15 protein-coding genes are annotated in these 17,919 nt (G+C 70.6%); 6 read left to right on the plus strand and 9 right to left on the minus strand.

The genetic code is table 11. The features are described 5' to 3' along the window. Positions 1-17 precede the first annotated feature (17 nt). Positions 18-842 carry a maleylpyruvate isomerase family mycothiol-dependent enzyme gene (locus Sri02f_RS31000; RefSeq protein WP_109004637.1) on the minus strand — a complete coding sequence of 275 codons (825 nt, stop codon included), beginning with the start codon at positions 840-842 and terminating at the stop codon, positions 18-20. A gap of 217 nt (positions 843-1,059) precedes the next feature. Here Sri02f_RS31000 and Sri02f_RS31005 point away from each other — a divergent pair, with 217 nt between their 5' ends. Continuing rightward, complete coding sequence (locus tag Sri02f_RS31005) at positions 1,060-1,881, plus strand: carbon-nitrogen family hydrolase (protein WP_109004638.1); 822 nt, start codon at positions 1,060-1,062, stop codon at positions 1,879-1,881. Positions 1,882-1,885: 4 nt separating this feature from the next. On the opposite strand, the gene Sri02f_RS31010 is transcribed toward Sri02f_RS31005, so the two are convergent. The 4 genes from Sri02f_RS31010 to Sri02f_RS31025 all read right to left on the minus strand — a co-directional run bounded on the left by Sri02f_RS31010 (position 1,886) and on the right by Sri02f_RS31025 (position 6,337). Beyond that, entirely contained in the window at positions 1,886-2,398 is a 513-nt protein-coding gene (locus tag Sri02f_RS31010; RefSeq protein WP_109004639.1) for an LURP-one-related/scramblase family protein, read from the minus strand. 248 nt (positions 2,399-2,646) lie between these two features. Then, on the minus strand, positions 2,647-2,895 hold the full coding sequence (locus Sri02f_RS31015; protein ID WP_109004640.1) for a DUF6458 family protein: 249 nt from the start codon (positions 2,893-2,895) through the stop codon (positions 2,647-2,649). Between the two features lie 147 nt (positions 2,896-3,042). After that, positions 3,043-4,344 carry a M18 family aminopeptidase gene (locus Sri02f_RS31020; RefSeq protein ID WP_109004641.1) on the minus strand — a complete coding sequence of 434 codons (1,302 nt, stop codon included), beginning with the start codon at positions 4,342-4,344 and terminating at the stop codon, positions 3,043-3,045. Between the two features lie 166 nt (positions 4,345-4,510). Further along, the gene (locus tag Sri02f_RS31025) at positions 4,511-6,337 is read right to left on the minus strand and encodes an acyl-CoA dehydrogenase (protein WP_109004642.1); all 1,827 of its coding nucleotides are present in this window, start codon (positions 6,335-6,337) and stop codon (positions 4,511-4,513) included. A gap of 246 nt (positions 6,338-6,583) precedes the next feature. Here Sri02f_RS31025 and Sri02f_RS31030 point away from each other — a divergent pair, with 246 nt between their 5' ends. Beyond that, positions 6,584-7,063, plus strand: coding sequence for an SseB family protein (locus tag Sri02f_RS31030; RefSeq protein WP_109004643.1), 480 nt, complete (start codon positions 6,584-6,586; stop codon positions 7,061-7,063). Positions 7,064-7,199: 136 nt separating this feature from the next. Beyond that, positions 7,200-8,180 (plus strand): pirin family protein, encoded by a 981-nt coding sequence (locus Sri02f_RS31035; protein ID WP_109004644.1) that lies wholly within the window; start codon positions 7,200-7,202, stop codon positions 8,178-8,180. An 80-nt stretch (positions 8,181-8,260) separates the two neighbouring features. Here Sri02f_RS31035 and Sri02f_RS31040 read toward each other — a convergent pair whose 3' ends face one another. Both Sri02f_RS31040 and Sri02f_RS31045 read right to left on the minus strand, forming a co-directional pair. After that, on the minus strand, positions 8,261-9,136 hold the full coding sequence (locus Sri02f_RS31040) for a BRO-N domain-containing protein (RefSeq protein WP_109004645.1): 876 nt from the start codon (positions 9,134-9,136) through the stop codon (positions 8,261-8,263). A gap of 72 nt (positions 9,137-9,208) precedes the next feature. Then, positions 9,209-11,392, minus strand: a complete 2,184-nt coding sequence (locus Sri02f_RS31045) for an ATP-binding SpoIIE family protein phosphatase (protein WP_109004646.1) — start codon at positions 11,390-11,392, stop codon at positions 9,209-9,211. A gap of 165 nt (positions 11,393-11,557) precedes the next feature. On the opposite strand from Sri02f_RS31045, the gene aspS reads away from it, so the two are divergent. Then, on the plus strand, positions 11,558-13,321 hold the full coding sequence (aspS, locus tag Sri02f_RS31050) for an aspartate--tRNA ligase (protein ID WP_109004647.1): 1,764 nt from the start codon (positions 11,558-11,560) through the stop codon (positions 13,319-13,321). A gap of 172 nt (positions 13,322-13,493) precedes the next feature. Further along, positions 13,494-14,480: an intradiol ring-cleavage dioxygenase gene (locus Sri02f_RS31055; RefSeq protein WP_245970885.1), complete on the plus strand. Its 987-nt coding sequence runs from the start codon at positions 13,494-13,496 to the stop codon at positions 14,478-14,480. A 559-nt stretch (positions 14,481-15,039) separates the two neighbouring features. Here the strand turns inward: Sri02f_RS31055 and Sri02f_RS31065 are convergent. Further along, a complete protein-coding gene (locus Sri02f_RS31065) occupies positions 15,040-15,717 on the minus strand; it encodes a hypothetical protein (RefSeq protein ID WP_109004649.1) in 678 nt (225 codons plus the stop codon). A 163-nt stretch (positions 15,718-15,880) separates the two neighbouring features. On the opposite strand from Sri02f_RS31065, the gene Sri02f_RS31070 reads away from it, so the two are divergent. Further along, positions 15,881-17,224 (plus strand): pectate lyase family protein, encoded by a 1,344-nt coding sequence (locus Sri02f_RS31070; RefSeq protein ID WP_109004650.1) that lies wholly within the window; start codon positions 15,881-15,883, stop codon positions 17,222-17,224. Positions 17,225-17,273: 49 nt separating this feature from the next. Here Sri02f_RS31070 and Sri02f_RS31075 read toward each other — a convergent pair whose 3' ends face one another. Further along, the gene (locus Sri02f_RS31075; RefSeq protein WP_109004651.1) at positions 17,274-17,765 is read right to left on the minus strand and encodes a hypothetical protein; all 492 of its coding nucleotides are present in this window, start codon (positions 17,763-17,765) and stop codon (positions 17,274-17,276) included. Between the last annotated feature and the right edge of the window lie 154 nt (positions 17,766-17,919).

Raw genomic sequence — 17,919 nt, forward strand, 5'->3', positions numbered from 1 at the left:
GCCCCGCCCGCCGCCGGCTACCTGGTCACCGCGAAGTTCCGCAGGATGGCCGCCGTGAGCTCCGGCTCGCCCTCCGCCTTGACCCGGTCGGCCACCGCCTCCGCCGTCACCCGGCCGCAGGCCAGGCGGACGTACGTCTCCCAGTCGAGGGTGAACGCGGCGGCGGGCCCGAGCGCGGGGGCCGTCTCCAGGGTCCCGCGGCCCTGGATGTCGACGCGGATGGTGCGCAGGAACTCGATCGGGCCGTGCACGTCGAAGACGACCGCGGAACTGCGCGGCGCGTCGGCCTTCTCGGCGACGACCGCCGGGAGCTCGGCGAGCAGCGCGTCCCGGGTGATGTGCGCGCCGGGGGAGTCGAGGTTGCCGGGGCGGCCGAGGGCGGCGCGCAGATCCTGCTCGTGCACCCACACGTTGAACGCGTGCAGCCGCATGGACTCCTCGAGCGTGAGCTCGGTGCCGAGCGGCCCGCGCACCATGGCCGTGGGCTGGCGCGACTCGTTGCGCAGCTGCCGGTTGCGGCGGATGACCGTGTACTCCAGCTCGGACGTCATCTCGGGGGCCGTGTGGTGGCGGCGGACGTCGACCTGCATCTCCATGTAGCGCTGCAGGTCGTTGGTGACGTGGAAGAGGTCGCGGGGGAGGGTGTGGATGGGACGCGGGTCGCCGTACATCTCGCAGTCCAGTCCGATGACGTGCGACACGATGTCGCGCACCGACCAGCCCGGGCAGGGCGTCCGGCGGTTCCAGTCCGCCTCCACCAGCGGTTCCACCAGCTCGGATATCGCTTCGATGGAGTGGGTCCAGGCGTCGGCGTAGGGCTGGAGGGTGGGATGCAGACTCACGGAAACGGGACCCCTCGGCGATCGGTACTCGGGTGGGCTGTGGCGGCGTTGCCAGCGGGCGCGGGCGCTGTCGGCGGCGTCTCGAGACTCCCCCCGTTCTCGGCTGCGCTCGAATCGGGGGGACCCCCAAGTTACGCTGCTGTGAGGCACCCCGGCAGTGCTTTCGTGTGACGATCGTAGGCCCTGTGGACTACTCGAATACCAGGACGGTGGTAGTGTGCGCGCCTCTCTGATCCAGATCGCCGTAGATGAGGACGAATCGGTCGAATCGCGGCGGTCGAGGGTCGCGGAGCTGGTCCGGGAGCAGGCCGGCGTCGCCGACCTCGTGGTGCTGCCGGAGCTGTGGACGACGGGAGCGTTCGCCTACGAGGAGTTCGGCAGCCAGGCCGAGTCGCTGGACGGGCCGACGGCCGAGGCGATGGCGAAGGCCGCGAGCGACGCGGGTGTGTGGCTGCACGCGGGCTCGATCCCGGAGCGGGCTCCGTCCGGCGGCGCTGTCGTAGGGGGCGAGAGCGCCCTCTACAACACGTCTCTCGTCTTCTCCCCCGCCGGCGAGCTGGCCGCCTCCTACCGCAAGATCCACCGCTTCGGCTTCGACAAGGGCGAGGCCGTGCTGATGGCCGCGGGCGAGGATCTGGTGACGGTCCGTCTGCCCGGGACGACCGTCGGCGTCGCCACCTGCTACGACCTCCGTTTCCCGGAGCTGTTCCGCGGTCTCGTCGACGCCGGCGCCGAGACCCTCGTCGTCTCCGCGGGCTGGCCGGAGCGCCGCCGGGCGCACTGGACGCTGCTCGCCCAGGCGCGGGCGGTCGAGAACCAGGCGTTCGTGCTCGCGTGCGGAACGGCCGGAACGCACGCCGGAGTTCTGCAGGCGGGTCACTCGATCGTGGTCGATCCGTGGGGCGAGGTCCTCGCGGAGGCGGGATCCGGCGAGGAGATCCTCACCGTCGAATTCGACCCGGCGAAGGCGGCCGAGACCCGCGAGCAGTTCCCGGCCCTCAAGGACCGGGTGCTCGGACTGCGGCCCCCGCGCCGGTGACCGCTCAGTCGTCGCCCCCGGCCTTGTCGGCCCGCTCCTTGTCGGCGAGGTGGATCACGCACACCGCCACGGCGATCAGCAGCGCGATGTCGGCGTCCTCGCGCACGACGTCCACGCCGTAGGTCTCCCGCACGTGCAGCCACCGCCGGGAGACCACGGCCAGGAGTTCGCCGTCGTACTCGATCGCGAACTCCCGGTCGAGGATCTTGCCGCTGACGTCGAGTTCGGTGCGGCCGTCCGCCAGGGCCACCCGGTAGTGGTTGCGCAGCAGGGACAGCCGCTTGCGGCGGATCGTGGCCAGCGGCTCGCCGTCCCGTTCGATCACCATGGTGTCGCGCAGGGCGAACATCTTCTGGTGGATGTCGATCAGGACGCGCCCGCGGGTGTCCTTCAGCTCGAAGGTGTCCCGCAGCCGCATCGCCTTGCCGTCGACGAGGTAGACCTTGTTGCCTCGGTCGTCCTCGATCCAGTAGTCGTCACCGAACCCGAGGAGCCGGTCGCGCACGAGGAATCTCATACGGGTACTGCTTCCCCGGACCGGCGGACGTCTCCCGGCGGTGGGGCGATTTCCCGACACGGTTGACCCGACTGCCGCCGGCTGTGCACAGGGAGAGGGAGGGAGGGAGGGAGGGAGTCGGCGCAGCGGTACGGGCCCGGCAGGTCTTCCCGCCGGGCCTCAAGGGTCCCGTGTCTTTACGATATTCCCACAAAGGCACCGCGCATGCCGGGGGACGACATGCTCAGAACGTCCCTTCTGCCGGTTCGTCAGGCGCCGTAGCCGTCGCTGTATCCGTCGTGGTGACGTCGTTCCGTCTCGACCACCGTGGTCGAGGCGGGCGGCACCATGACCCGGCGGCGCCGGGCGATGCTGCTGAAGGTCGTCACACCGATCAGGCCGACGATCATCAGGATGACGCCGACCAGGTCGAGGTTGACCCCCTGCATGTGCCAGTCGGTCGCAAACGTGAGGATGGCTCCCACGGCGATGAGGATGATGCACCCGCCGAGGCCCATGATGTCGCCTCCCTGTCAGGATCACCGGCCGGTCCGGCTCCGACATCCGGGTACCCCCGTGGGGAACTCCCATGCGGGGGACGACCCTTGGGCCCGCCCCGGACGCGGCCCGGCGGGTGCCCCGGACGCGGCCCGGCGGGCGCCCGGCTACCCCTGCAGGAACGCCGTCAGGGCGTTGGCCAGCAGGTACGGGTCGGCGTCGCCGCACAGCTCCCGCGCGCTGTGCATCGACAGGATGGCCACGCCGATGTCGACCGTGCGGATGCCGTGCCGGGCGGCGGTGATCGGCCCGATGGTCGTGCCGCACGGCATGGAGTTGTTGGAGACGAAGGTCTGGAAGGGGACGCCGGCCTTGTCGCAGGCGGCGGCGAAGAGCGCGCGGCCCGTGCCGTCCGTCGCGTAGCGGTTGTTGACGTTGACCTTGAGGATCGGCCCGCCGTTGACCCGCGGGTGGTGCGTCGGGTCGTGCCGTTCCGCGTAGTTGGGGTGGACGGCGTGCCCGGTGTCGGAGGACAGACAGACGGTGGCCGCGAAGGCTCTCGCCCGGTCCTCGTACGATCCGCCGCGCGCGAAGACCGAACGTTCCAGCACGCTGCCGAGGAGCGGGCCGTCGGCGCCGGTGTCGCTCTGCGAGCCGTTCTCCTCGTGGTCGAAGGCGGCCAGCACCGGGATGCACGGGAGCCCCTCGCCGCCCCCGGCGGCCACAGCGGCCAGCGCCGCCGTCCCGGCGTGCACGGACAGCAGGTTGTCCATGCGCGGGCCGGCCACCAGCTCCTCGTCGCGGCCCAGGTAGGCGGGCGGCTCCACGGAGTGCACCATCAGGTCCCAGCCGGTGACCTGGCCCGCGGCCAGGCCGGCCTCCTGCTCCAGGAACGCGATGAGGTCGCCGTCGCGCAGGTCGCCGCCCAGACCCCAGACAGGCTGGAGGTGGCGCTGCTTGTCGAGCTTGAGGCCGTCGGCGTTGACCGACCGGTCCAGGTGGATGGCGAGTTGGGGGACGCGCAGCAGGGGACGGCCGACGTCCACCAGGCGCGTCGTGCCGTCGCGCAGGGTCAGCCGTCCCGCGAGGCCCAGGTCGCGGTCGAGCCAGGAGTTGAGCAGCGGGCCGCCGTAGATCTCCACGGCCACCTGGCGCCAGCCGTGCGCGCCGGTGTCGGGCTGCGGTTTGACGCGCAGGTTCGGGGAGTCGGTGTGCGCGCCGACGATCCGGAACGGCGTGTGCGGCGTGGCGCCCTCGGGCACGTACCAGGCCACGATCGCGCCCCCGCGCAGCACGTACTTGCCGCCGCTCGTCCCGTCCCAGGCGTCCGTCTCCGAGACCTGCCGGAAACCGGCCTTCTCCAGCCGCTCGGCCGCCGTCGCCACGGCGTGGTACGGCGACGGGCTCGCCGTCAGGAACGTCATGAGGTCGTCGGTGTGGCCGCGGTCGAAGCGGGAGGGTTCGCTCATGGGGTTCACCTTAACGACGTACGAAAGCCCGCTCCCGGCGATGGGAGCGGGCCCTCGTGAGGACAGTGTGGAGTGCTGAGCTGGAGCGCTCGGCCGGGGCGCTCCGAAGAGCGCCCCGACGTTGTCCGGTTGAGTCCGGGTGAGTCCGGTTGAGTCCGGGTGAGTCCTAGAAAGCGGCCTCGTCCAGCTCCATCAGGTCGAGCTCGACGCCCTCGGCGACCTTGCGGGCCAGGGTCACGCCGGGCAGGACGTTGGCCGCGAAGAACTTCGCCGCCGCGATCTTGCCGGTGTAGAACGCCCGGTCCTTCGCGGAGGCCGTCTCCAGCTTCTCGGCGGCGATCGCCGCGCCCTTGAGGAGCAGGTAGCCGACGATCACGTCACCCGAGGCGAGCAGCAGGCGCGTGGTGTTGAGGCCCACCTTGTAGATGTTCTTGACGTCCTGCTCGGTGGCGGCGAGGTCGGTCAGCATGAGGCCGACGATGGCCTCCAGCTCGACGGCCGCCTTGGCGAGGTGCTCGCGGGCGCCCGCCAGGTCCTCGCCGCCGGTGCCGAGCGCCAGGAACTTCTTGATGTCCTCGGCGAGGGAGTTCAGCGCCGCGCCCTGGTTCCGGACGATCTTCCGGAAGAAGAAGTCCTGGCCCTGGATCGCGGTGGTGCCCTCGTAGAGGGTGTCGATCTTGGCGTCGCGGATGTACTGCTCGATCGGGTACTCCTGCAGGAAGCCGGAGCCGCCGAACGTCTGCAGCGACTGGGCGAGCTGCTCGTAGCCCTTCTCGGAGCCGTAGCCCTTGACGATCGGCAGGAGCAGGTCGTTGAGCGCGTGCTCCGTCTTCGCGTCCTCGCCGTTCGCCTCCTTCACGGCGATCGCGTCCTGGATCGAGGCCGTGTAGAGGACGAGCGCGCGCATGCCCTCCGCGTACGCCTTCTGCGTGATCAGCGAGCGGCGCACGTCGGGGTGGTGGGTGATGGTGACCTTGGGCGCGGCCTTGTCCATGAAGTTCGCCAGGTCGGGACCCTGGACGCGCTCCTTGGCGTACTCCAGCGCGTTGAGGTAACCGGTGGAGAGCGTGGAGATCGCCTTCGTGCCGACCATCATGCGGGCGAACTCGATGATGCGGAACATCTGGCGGATGCCGTCGTGCTTGTCGCCGATCAGCCAGCCCTTGGCCGGGTGCCGGTCGCCGAACGTCATCTCGCAGGTGTTGGAGGCCTTCAGGCCCATCTTGTGCTCGACGTTCGTGGCGTAGACGCCGTTGCGCTCGCCCAGTTCGCCGGTCTCGAAGTCGAAGAGCGTCTTCGGGACCATGAAGAGGGACAGGCCCTTGGTGCCGGGACCGGCGCCCTCGGGACGGGCCAGCACGTAGTGGAGGATGTTCTCCGACATGTCGTGCTCGCCGGACGTGATGAAGCGCTTCACGCCCTCGATGTGCCAGGAGCCGTCCTCCTGCTGGACCGCCTTGGTGCGGCCGGCGCCCACGTCCGAGCCGGCGTCCGGCTCGGTGAGGACCATGGTCGAGCCCCACTGCTTCTCGACGGCGATCTGCGCGATCTTCTTCTGGACGTCGTTGCCCTCGTCGAAGAGGATGCCGGCGAAGGCCGGGCCGGAGGAGTACATCCACACGGCCGGGTTCGCGCCGAGGATCAGCTCCGCGAAGCCCCAGATCAGCGACGGCGGGGCGGTGGTGCCGCCGATCTCCTCGGGCAGGCCGAGGCGCCAGTACTCGGAGTCCATGAAGGCCTGGTAGCTCTTCTTGAACGACGCGGGCACCGGAGCGGTGTTGGTCTGCGGGTCGAAGACCGGCGGGTTGCGGTCGGCGTCCACGAAGGACTCCGCCAGCTCGTTCTCCGAGAGGCGGGTCAGCTCCTCCAGGATGCTTTTCGCGGTCTCGGTGTCCATCTCCTCGAACGGGCCGGAGCCGTACAGCTTGTCGCGCCCGAGTACTTCGAAGAGGTTGAACTCGATGTCGCGGAGATTCGACTTGTAGTGCCCCATGGTGACGGCTCCCGGCTCCCTAGAGAGATCGGCGAGGCACTGGATCCTCGCGCTAGTTCACGTACCAACAAGTAGCTACGATGATGCTACCCGTCGGTAATAAGCCGCAACCCCTACTCGGTCAAGTGTGAGAAGGGTCTAGTCGACGGGAGACGGGACGGCGGCCACGGCCGGGCGGTCTCACGACGGCGGCGGGATGTTTCCCCTGCCGCTCGCCGGCCGGTCCGTCTCGGTACGCTTGCGCCCATGTACGGATACGGCCAGCCCATGGACGGGGCCGCACAGCAGCAGTACGCCCCGCCGCAGCAGCAGATGCCCGGCGGCCACGGCGGTTACGGCCAGCAGCCGCCGCTCTATCCGGAGCCCTCCCCGCCGTCCCTCGCGGACGCGGTGCGGGCCTTCACCACCGGCCAGCTGGCCGCCGAGGACTTCCAGCAGGTCTTCGCGACCTCCAAGGTCTACTGCCCGCGCGGCGACAACCCCGGTTTCCTCGCGCTGCACAACACCCAGCAGCCGGTGATCCCGATGTTCACCAGCCTCAAGGAACTGCGCCGGTACGCGGGCAAGGAGTCCAAGTACTTCGTGATCACCGGGGCGGAGGTGATCGACCTGCTGCCCACCGGCTACGGCTTCGTCCTCGACATGGAGGGCGAGCACCGGATGGTCTTCGACGCGAAGGCCGTCGAGCAGATGGTCGAGTTCGCGATGCGCAGGATGTACGGCTGAGCGTTTTCCGTGTCCTGTCCCGCCCCGTCGGCGGGAGCGCCCGGAGGGAATGCCCTCCGGGCTTTCGCTGTTATGGGTGGCAGAAAGTTCAACGCTCAACTAAACTCGGACGTACGTCGCCCAAGGAGGTACGGACATGCCCGCAGTGACCGTCGAGAACCCGCTGACCCTGCCGCGCGTCGCGGCAGCGGCCGACGCGGTCGCACGTCCCGTGCTCACCGTCACGACCGCGCCGAGCGGTTTCGAGGGTGAGGGCTTCCCGGTGCGCCGTGCGTTCGCCGGGATCAACTACCGACACCTCGACCCGTTCATCATGATGGACCAGATGGGCGAGGTGGACTACGCGCCGGGCGAGCCGAAGGGCACGCCCTGGCACCCGCACCGCGGCTTCGAGACCGTCACCTACATCATCGACGGGATCTTCGACCACCAGGACAGCCAGGGCGGCGGCGGCACCATCACCAACGGCGACACCCAGTGGATGACGGCCGGCTCGGGCCTGCTCCACATCGAGGCGCCGCCGGAGTCCCTGGTCATGTCCGGCGGTCTCTTCCACGGCCTCCAGCTGTGGGTGAACCTCCCGGCCAAGGACAAGATGATGGCCCCCCGCTACCAGGACATCCGCGGCGGACACGTACAGCTCCTGACCACCCCCGACGGCGGCGCGCTGCTGCGCGTCATCGCGGGCGAGCTGGACGGCCACGCGGGGCCGGGAATCACCCACACCCCCATCACCATGGTCCACGCGACCCTCGCGCCGGGCGCGGAGCTCACTCTTCCGTGGCGCGAGGACTTCAACGGGCTCGCCTACGTCCTGGCGGGCCGCGGTGCGGTCGGCGCCGAGCGCCGCCCGATCCACCTGGGCCAGACGGCGGTCTTCGGCGCGGGTTCCTCGCTGACCGTCCGCGCGGACGAGAAGCAGGACTCCCACACGCCCGACCTGGAGGTCGTCCTCCTCGGCGGGCAGCCGATCCGCGAGCCGATGGCCCACTACGGCCCGTTCGTCATGAACACCCGCGACGAGCTCCAGCAGGCCTTCGACGACTTCCAGAAGGGGCGCCTGGGCACGATCCCCGCGGTCCACGGAATGACCGAGGGCGGCCCGCAGACCGCCTGAGTTCCGGTACCTTGCGACAGGGCCCGAAGCCGCAACTTAGGTTTGCGACTTCGGGCCCTGTCATGCGTCTGCGTGCCGTGTCACGGCAGCACGTAGACGGGCGTTCCGTCGGGGGCGCATCCCGTCTGACGCACACAGCCCCGCTTGAGCAGCATGCGCAGACAGTCGTGGACGCGTTCGTGCGGGAGTCCCGTGCGGGTGGCGATCTCCTCCACGCGGTAGCGGGCCTCGCCGCGCGTCAACGCCGGGGCGAGCAGGGCGGCGACCGCGTGCACGTCCTCCGTGACGACGAGGTTCCTCGTCTTCCAGGTGGCGAGGAGCTCACGGGGCGTCGGCTTCGACGCGTCTACGGCGGGGGCCCTCAGGGACTCGGAGATGTCCCGCAACAGGTCCGCCATGATCCGCTGGGTGTCGAGGATCTGGCCGAGTACGTCGTTCGTGCGCGTGCCTCGCTCTTCGAGCCGGACGATGGCGTCGACGACCTGCTTCGGCATGACGTACGCGGTGCCGCCGGCGGGGGCGGGCTGCACGGGCGCCGGTTCCAGGGAGTAGGAGCCCTCCTGCTGGATGGTTGCGATGACCTGTGAGACCCAGCGCTTGAAGGGTTGCGCCTCCGGCTTGGTGCAGGCGTTGACCATGAGGATCAAGCCCTGGAGGTTGACGACGTTCATGTCTCGTCGCCACTCTCGACCTGCGGGAATGCCGAGAGTGTGCTTCTGGAGCACACTCTCGACGCTGTCGAAGTTGGCCGCGTCGGCAATGTTGCGCAGAGTGGAACCGACGTGTGCGTAGCCCAGGTTCTTGCACACGTCGACCGCCGGGAACCAGTGCGTGCCGTCCGGCATGGTCAGCCTCCGTACGCGCGCGCCCGTCGCCGCGTACACGAAGTCACTGATGTCGATCGCGTCCTGCCGTGCCGCCGTTCGAGACGGCGGTGTGTTGTTCTGCTCGTACATCGAGCATCACCTCCGCCTCGGACGCTAGGCATATGCCCGACCGGCGGGTGTGCCTCTTACGGAGGTTCATCCTTATAGGGGATGGTGAGGCATCGATTCTTCGGTTTTGCGCGGCTCTTGGGGCTCGTAGAGCTCGAACCAGATGCTCTTGCCCTCGCCCCGGGGCGACACCCCCCAGGTGTGCGCGAGGAGTTCGATGAGGACCAGGCCGCGGCCCGAGGAGGCCAGTTCGCCGGGGCGGCGTTTGTGCGGCAGGTCGTCGCTGGTGTCGGTGACCTCGATGCGCAGCCGGCGTTCGCCGGGCGCACCGGTGACCTCGGCGACGAGCAGCGCGTCGGCGTCGGTGTGGACGAGGACGTTCGTGAGGGTCTCGGAGACGAGGAGAACCGCGGAGTCGACCTGGTCCGCGCAGGTCCAGTCGTGCAGCAGCTCGCGCACCTGCTGCCGGGCGACGGCGATCCGCTCCGGCTCGGCCTGCGCGACCGTCAGCATCGAACGGCGCACGAGCCGTCGCGCCGGAAGGGGGACGGCCTCCGGACCGCAGCCGCCCTCGCCCTGCCGGCACAGGAGCAGGAGGGCGATGTCGTCCTCGCGACGGTCCGCGAGGGGGCCCGTGGTGTGGTGTGAGGAGGGGCCGTGCACCGCCTGGACCAGGGCGTCGGCCAGTTCCTCCAGGTCGCCCTCGTGCGCCTCCAGGGTCTTGCGGACGCGCTGCCAGCCGGTGTCGAGGTCGTGGCCCCCGGTTTCCAGGAGGCCGTCGGTGCACAGCATCAACGTTTCGCCGGGCTCCAGGACGAGGCGGGTGGTGGGGTAGTCGGCGTCCGGGTCGATGCCCAGGGGCAGGCCGCCGGCGGTCGCCCTGACCAGCACCGTGCCGTCGGCCATCCGGATCGCGGGGTCCAGATGGCCGGCCCGGGCGGCCTCCAGGACGCCGGTCGCCGGGTCGACCTCGACGTAGAGACAGGTGGCGAACCGCAGGTCGGCGCCGCCGTCCGCGTCGGCGAGACCGTGCAGGAAGCCGGAGGCGCGCGAGAGGACGGCGTCGGGGCGGTGCCCCTCGGCGGCGTACGCCCGCAGCGCGATGCGCAGTTGGCCCATGAGGCCCGCCGCGCGCACATCGTGACCCTGGACGTCCCCGATGACCAGGGCGAACCGGCCTCCTCCGCGCCTGGTCCGGGAGGCGCCCGCGGGCAGCGGGATCATGTCGTACCAGTCGCCTCCGACCTGGAGGCCGCCGCCGGTCGGTATGTAGCGGGCGGCGAGCGTCAGGCCCGGTATCTCCGGACCCAGGCTGGGCAGCATGGAGCGTTGCAGGCCGTCGGTCAGCTCGCGCTGGGTCTCCGCCGCCCCGGCGCGGGTGAGGGCCTGGGCGAGCATGCGCGCCACGGTCGTCAGCACGGACCGCTCGTCGGGGGTGAACGCCACCGGGTACGCGAAGGCGGCCATCCACGCGCCCATGGTGCGGCCGGCCACCGTCAGCGGCAGGAACGCCCACGAGTGCCGGCCGAAGTGCGCGGCCATCGGCCAGGTGAGGGGGTAGCGCTCCTTGTACCGCTCGGGTGAGGACAGATAGACGGCCCGCCCGGTGCGCACGACCTCGGCGGCCGGATAGTCCGTCTGGAGGGACATCTGAGTGAAGGGAACCTCGTCGCCGGGCTGCTGTCCGTGGTGGCCGATGATCGTCAGCCGGTCGCCCGTGACGCCGAAGACGGCCAGCCCGTCCGGTGAGAAGCCCGGCATCGACAGGGCCGCCGCGACCCGCAGCACCTCCTCCGTGGAGCGTGCCTCGGCCAGCGCCCGGCCCGCGTCCAGCAGGAACGCCTCGCGCGAGCGCCGCCAGTCGCCGGTGACGGCGGTCCGTCCGGCGGCGGTGCCCGGAGTCGGCTCGGTGACCTCCTGGAGGGTGCCGATCAGCTCGTAGGCCTTCTTCACCGGGTCGAAGGACGGCTTCGAGCGACTGCGGACGACCCGCACGACCCGGCCCCGGTCGTCCATGATCCGGATCCGCACCTCGGCGAGGGTGCCCTCGGCGACGGCGAGCTGCACCACGCCGGTGATCTCGTTCCAGTCGACGGGGTGCAGACGGGCCCGGGTCTGGGCCTCCGTGAGGACCGCCTCCTCGGCGGGCAGCCCGAGCAGCCGGGCTGCCTCGGCATCGACCGTGACCAGCCCGGTGGCGGTGTCCCAGTGCCACACGCCGGTCGCGAGGGAGACAAGGACCTCCCCCACGGCGGGCAGCGGCTCGCCAGTACGCATTGCCCCACTTTAAGAAGAGGAGAACGAAGAGTGCCACTGCTCACCGGCGCCGCTGCCACCCGGTAAGGGTGGGAGCCGATCACCACGTGCCCGGTACGCTGGGGGTGTTTCACGTGAAACACCATGAAACCCAGACCCCGATCCGCGAAGACTGGATGAACGACGATGCATCGGTACAGGTCCCACACCTGCGGCGAGCTCCGCGCCTCTGACGTCGGGAGCGACGTCCGGCTGAGCGGCTGGCTGCACAATCGGCGCGACCTGGGCGGCATCCTCTTCATCGATCTGCGCGACCACTACGGCATCACGCAGCTCGTCGCCCGTCCGGGCACGCCCGCGTACGAGGCCCTCGACAAGCTGACCAAGGAGTCGACGGTCCGCGTCGACGGCAAGGTCGTCTCGCGCGGTGCGGAGAACGTCAACGCCGAGCTGCCGACCGGTGAGGTCGAGGTCGAGGTCGGAGAGGTCGAGCTGCTGGGCGCGGCCGCCCCGCTGCCCTTCACGATCAACGCCGAGGACGGGGTCAACGAGGAGCGGCGGCTGGAGTACCGCTTCCTGGACCTGCGCCGTGAGCGCATGCACCGCAACATCATGCTGCGCACGGCGGTCATCTCGGCCATCCGGCACAAGATGACGGCGCTGGGCTTCAACGAGATGGCGACGCCGATCCTGTCGGCGACCTCTCCCGAGGGCGCCCGCGACTTCGTCGTCCCGTCCCGGCTGCACGCGGGCAGGTTCTACGCGCTGCCGCAGGCCCCGCAGCAGTTCAAGCAGCTGCTGATGATCTCGGGCTTCGACCGCTACTTCCAGATCGCCCCCTGCTTCCGTGACGAGGACGCCCGCGCGGACCGTTCGCCGGGCGAGTTCTACCAGCTCGACGTCGAGATGAGCTTCGTCGAGCAGGAGGACGTCTTCCAGCCGATCGAGAAGCTCATGACCGAGCTGTTCGAGGAGTTCGGCGGCGGCCGCCACGTCACCTCCCCCTTCCCGCGGATCCCGTTCCGCGAGTCGATGCTGAAGTACGGCTCCGACAAGCCGGACCTGCGGGCCAAGCTGGAGCTCGTCGACATCACCGACGTCTTCGAGGGGTCGGAGTTCAAGGCGTTCGCGGGCAAGCACGTGCGTGCGCTGCCGGTGCCGGACGTCTCCGCTCAGCCCCGGAAGTTCTTCGACCAGCTCGGCGACTTCGCCGTCTCGCAGGGTGCGAAGGGCCTGGCCTGGGTCCGCGTGGCCGAGGACGGCTCGCTGACCGGCCCGATCGCGAAGTTCCTGACCGAGGCGAACGTCGCCGAGCTGACCAAGCGCCTCTCCCTGGCCGCCGGTCACGCGGTGTTCTTCGGCGCGGGCGAGTTCGACGAGGTCTCGAAGATCATGGGCGCGGTGCGGGTCGAGGCCGCCAAGCGCGCCGGGCACTTCGAGGAGGGCGTCTTCCGGTTCTGCTGGATCGTCGACTTCCCGATGTACGAGAAGGACGAGGAGACCGGCAAGATCGACTTCTCGCACAACCCGTTCTCGATGCCGCAGGGCGGCCTGGAGGCCCTGGAGACCCAGGACCCGCTGGACATCCTCGGCTGGCAGTACGACATCGTCTGCAACGGCGTCGAGCTCTCGTCCGGCGCGATCCGTAACCACGAGCCCGAGATCATGCTCAAGGCGTTCGAGATCGCCGGTTACGACCACGAGACCGTCGAGGAGAAGTTCGCCGGCATGCTGCGCGCGTTCCGCTTCGGCGCCCCGCCGCACGGCGGCATCGCGCCCGGCGTCGACCGCATCGTCATGCTGCTGGCCGACGAGCCGAACATCCGCGAGACCATCGCCTTCCCGCTCAACGGCAACGCCCAGGACCTGATGATGGGCGCGCCGACGGAGCTGGAGGAGGCCCGGCTCAGGGAACTGCACCTCTCGGTGCGCAAGCCGCAGCCCAAGTAGCGGGGCGAGCGGCCCGCGGCGGGGGCGAGCACCCGGCGGGGCGCGGAAACGCGGAACACAAGCTCCTGGTGGCCCGGAACCGACGTCGGTTCCGGGCCACTTTCGTTCTCCCCGGCAACTGACAGCTTCCGCCCATGCTCCTGACAGGTCCGGTCCCTAGCGTCCCCGCCTTGTGACGGAAACTCAGAAACCCCACAGCGAACAGGAATGGACGCGCCGCAAGGTCGTGGCCGTCGGCGCGGGCGGCATCGCGGCGGCCGGACTGGGCGGCACCGCCTACGCGGCGGGCGCCGCCGACCGCACCGGCGCGACCGCCGCCGGCGCGGAGGTCTGCTACCGCCTCACCTCGGAGACCGTCGAGGGCCCCTACTACATCGACGCGGACAAGCTCCGCCGGGACATCACCGAGGACCGGGAGGGCATCCCGCTCCTCCTCGCCCTGAACGTGATCGACTCCGACACCTGCAGGCCGGTCAGGAACGCGGCCGTCGACATCTGGCACTGCGACGCGACGGGCGTCTACTCCGGCTACGAGAAGCAGGGCAGCGGGGGCGGCGGCGGAGGCGGTCCCGCGCCCACCGGCGAACCCCCGACGGGTGAGCCCCCGACCGGGGCCCCCACCGGCGCGCCTCCGGGCGGCGGCCACCAGGAGCCCACCGACGACACCCGCTACCTGCGTGGCACCTGGCGGACGGACCGGCACGGCCAGGTCGCCTTCCGGACGGTGTTCCCCGGCTGGTACCGGGGCCGGTGCGTCCACATCCACGTCAAGGTCCATGTGGACGGCGAGTGGACCGACGCCGGATACGAGGGCGGCCACACCTGCCACACCGGTCAGTTCTTCTTCGACGAGGAGTCCGTCCTGGCCTCCGCTGCGGTGGAGCCGTACGCGAGCAACACCGCCGAGCGCACGACCCTCGCCGAGGACACGATCTACGACCAGAGCGGCGCCCAGGGCGGTCTGCTGCGCCTGCGCTACGACCGCCGCCACATCGACAGGGGCGTCCACGCGACGCTCACGGTCGGGGTCGACCCGGAGGCCACGGAGGACGGCCAGGGCCGTCCGCCGCAGCCCAGCGCCTCGGCGTCGGCGTCCGCGTCGGCGTCCGCGTCGCCCTCGCCCTCGGCCTCGCCTTCGCCGTCGGCCGCGGCGGGCTGACCGAGCAGGCCCCGGCCCCGGCCGCCGCCGTCCACCTCGGCCGGCGGCGGCCGGGTCCCGGGGCGACCTCACCGCGCCCCCACAGGAATCCCGGGGTACGCCCACAGCGGTCTGCCGTCTCATGGAGGAGCGGGGCGGACGACGGCCGACAAGGGCCGGCGGGGCCAGGGAGGAAGCCGGCGATGGGGTCCACGGGACTGATGATCACTCTTGCGGTGCTGCTGATCGCCGGCGCGGCGGCAGCGGCGGTGGCGCGGCGCCGCCCCCGGCGCGAGCGGACTCCGTCCGGTCTGGACGCGGAGGCGGAGGCCAACCACTGGCTGGTACGGCTGACCGGTGGCCTGGTCCCACCGGACGCACGGGCGTGGGCGGGCGCGGACGAGGCGGCGGGCCGGTCCCTGACGAACGCGGCGCAGTGCCATCGTGCGGCCCGGGCCCGGCTGGCCGCGGCGCGTACGGCGGCGGAGTACCAGGAGGCGACCCGGCTGGCCAAGGAGGGGCTGGATCATCTGAGTGCGGCGCGCACGGCCCTGGACCGGGCGAGGACGCCGCGGCCCGCTCATCCGTCCGGTGACGCCCCTTCCTCCAGCAGCCGCTCCGCGATGTCCGTCGACCACGACTGGGCCCACGCCCGCAGGGCGGCGATGTCGGGCTCGGCGAGGCCGTACTGCGTGAACGCCGAGTCCGGGTAGTGGTCAGTGCCCTCCAGCCGCGCCTGCAGGGCGGGCAGGTCGAAGTCGTCGCGGGCGTGCCGGCGGCCCGCCTCCTCCAGGCCGGGGTAGGTGAAGAGGGCGTTCGCCGCCCGCGCGTCGATCAGGTCGACCGCCAGTCCGCGGTCGTACAGCGCCCGGATCTTCGTGCCCACGGCGTCCTGGGGCGAGAGGGCCGGGCCGCAGGGGGTCGGGACGGGCGGGCTCCAGAAGGTCTCCTTGTGCAGCGCCAGGCGCAGGGCGACGCCGGTCTCGCGGTCCCGCACGGACAGGTGCGCGGACAGCGGGTCCAGATCCTGGAGCGTCGCCTCGTGGCGGCCCAGCAAGGTCAGCGCTGAGGCCAGCGTCTCCGCCAGCAGGAGCATCGGCTCCGCGCTCTGGGTCGCCAGGTCCACGTTGTCGTGGGGACGGCGCAGCAGCCCGTGCGCCTGCAGCGCGTAGCCGCCGGCCAGCACCCAGGAGGCCGCGGGGGCGGGCATGCCGAAGATCTCGGCGAGGAGGCGGAGGTGGGGTCGAAGAAGGTCCACCGAGTAGTCGTAGCAGTTCCGGCCGGTACGCGGGGCCGGCACACGCGGCGCGGCCGGGGCGGCGGACGGGGCCGGAGAAAAAAAATTCCTGTCACCCGGCAACTCTTCACACGGCGGCGACCACTGACAGGTCGTAAGCACGCTCCTCCCGTAAGGATCCCCCGTGGCAGCTCCCTCCCACCGCCGGTCCCTCCGCTCGCGCCGCGTCCTCGTGGTCACGGCCGCCGCCGTGGCCGCCGGCGTCGGCGCCGGCGTCGTCGTGATGAACGCGAACGCCGGGACCGTCGACCTGTACCACCAGACGCTCGCCGCGAAGGACGGCTGGGCCTCCTCCGGCACGGGCACGACCGGTGGCGCCAAGGCCGACGCCGCGCACACGTTCACCGTCTCCACGCGCGCCGAACTGGTGAAGGCCCTCGGGTCGGTCACCGACACCGCGCCCCGGATCATCAAGGTCAAGGGCACGATCGACGCCAACACGAACGACGCGGGCAAGAAGCTGAGCTGCGCGGACTACGCGGCGGGCACCGGCTACGCGCTGTCGTCGTACCTCAAGGAGTACGACCCCGCCGTCCACGGCCGGTCGAAGCTGCCCTCCGGCGCCCAGGAGAAGGCCCGCGCCGCCGCCCAGACCAGGCAGGCGAAGAACATCGTCTTCAAGGTCCCGGCCAACACGAGCCTCGTCGGCGTCCCCGGCACGGCCGCCGGGATAACCGGCGGCATGCTGCAGATCCAGAACGTGGACAACGTCATCGTCCGCAACCTGAGCTTCGCCGCCACCGAGGACTGCTTCCCGCAGTGGGACCCGACCGACGGCGACGACGGCAACTGGAACTCCGCCTACGACTCCGTCACCCTGCGCGGCGCGACCCACGTGTGGGCCGACCACAACACGTTCACCGACGCGCCCCACCTCGACTCGGCCAACCCCCGGTACTACGGCCGCGAGTACCAGATCCACGACGGCGCCCTCGACATCACCAAGAGCTCGGACCTGGTGACCGTCTCGCGCAACCGGTTCACCGACCACGACAAGACGATGCTGATCGGCAGCAGCGACAGCGAGCCCGCCGGCAAGCTGCGCGTCTCCCTCCACCACAACGTGTGGAAGGGCATCGTCCAGCGCGCCCCGCTGACCCGCGTCGGCCAGGTGCACATCTACGACAACTACTACGACGTCACGACCCTCGACGGCTACGCGACGCAGTACAGCATCAACTCCCGCGCCAAGGCCCAGGTCGTCGCGGAGGACAACTACTGGAAGGTCCCGGCCGGCGGCAAGGTCGCCAAGCTGCTCAGCGGCGACGGCACCGGCTCGGTCAAGGGCTCCGGCAACCTCGTCAACGGCACGGTGACCGACGTGGTCGCCGCCTACAACGCGGCTTCGTCGAAGAAGCTGAAGACGACCGTCAACTGGACGCCGACCCTGACGGCCGGGCTGGAGACCTCGGCGAAGGACCTGCCGACGACGCTGGCGACGACGACGGGCGCGGGCGTCCTGAAGTAGCGCGCCGCGCGGCCCCACAGGCTCCGGTGGGCGAGCAACCCCCGGAGCCTCAGGTGTCGTACGTGCCGTCCCACGGCTCGGCGAAGGCGAGGCGGTCCGGGTAGAGCTCCGCCCAGGTGTCGGGTTCGCCGTCCTCGTCCTTGTCCTCGCGGATCACCAGTCCGAACAGGACGTTCTCGTAGGTGATCCGGAAGGGGCGGACGGCGATGTCCGTGTAGGAGCGGCGGGGCAGGCTGCGCAGGAGGGTGGCGAGGCGGACGCGGGCGCGGGTGAGGACCGAGTCGTCGCCGTGCGGGTCGCGCTGCTGCTCGGCCCAGGTGCCGGCGCACCAGATGTCCGAGTCGCGGTAGGCGCCGTCCGCGTCGAAGGTGTGCAGCACGGTGTAGAGGCGTTTGTGCTCTTCCCAGCCGTCGTCGAGACGGAAGCCCTCGGGGAAGGCGTACGTGACCGACGCGAGGAACTGCCCGTCCGCGTACCGACCGATGGACTCGGTGCGGTGCCTCGGTTCATAGGCGATCGGAATGACCTCGGGGACTGCCATGGCGGAAACCATACGGCTTGGCGAGAACATGCCGAAGCAGGGGGAACCCCTCCGCCTTTTCCTCTACATCTTCTCCTTCCGCCACAGCTTCTCCTTTTCGGCTTCTCCTCCGGACGGCGGAAGAGGGACGCGGCACGTCCCTCTTCCGGCCGGA

This window comes from Streptomyces rishiriensis, from assembly GCF_003112535.1.
GTDB lineage: Bacteria > Actinomycetota > Actinomycetes > Streptomycetales > Streptomycetaceae > Streptomyces > Streptomyces rishiriensis.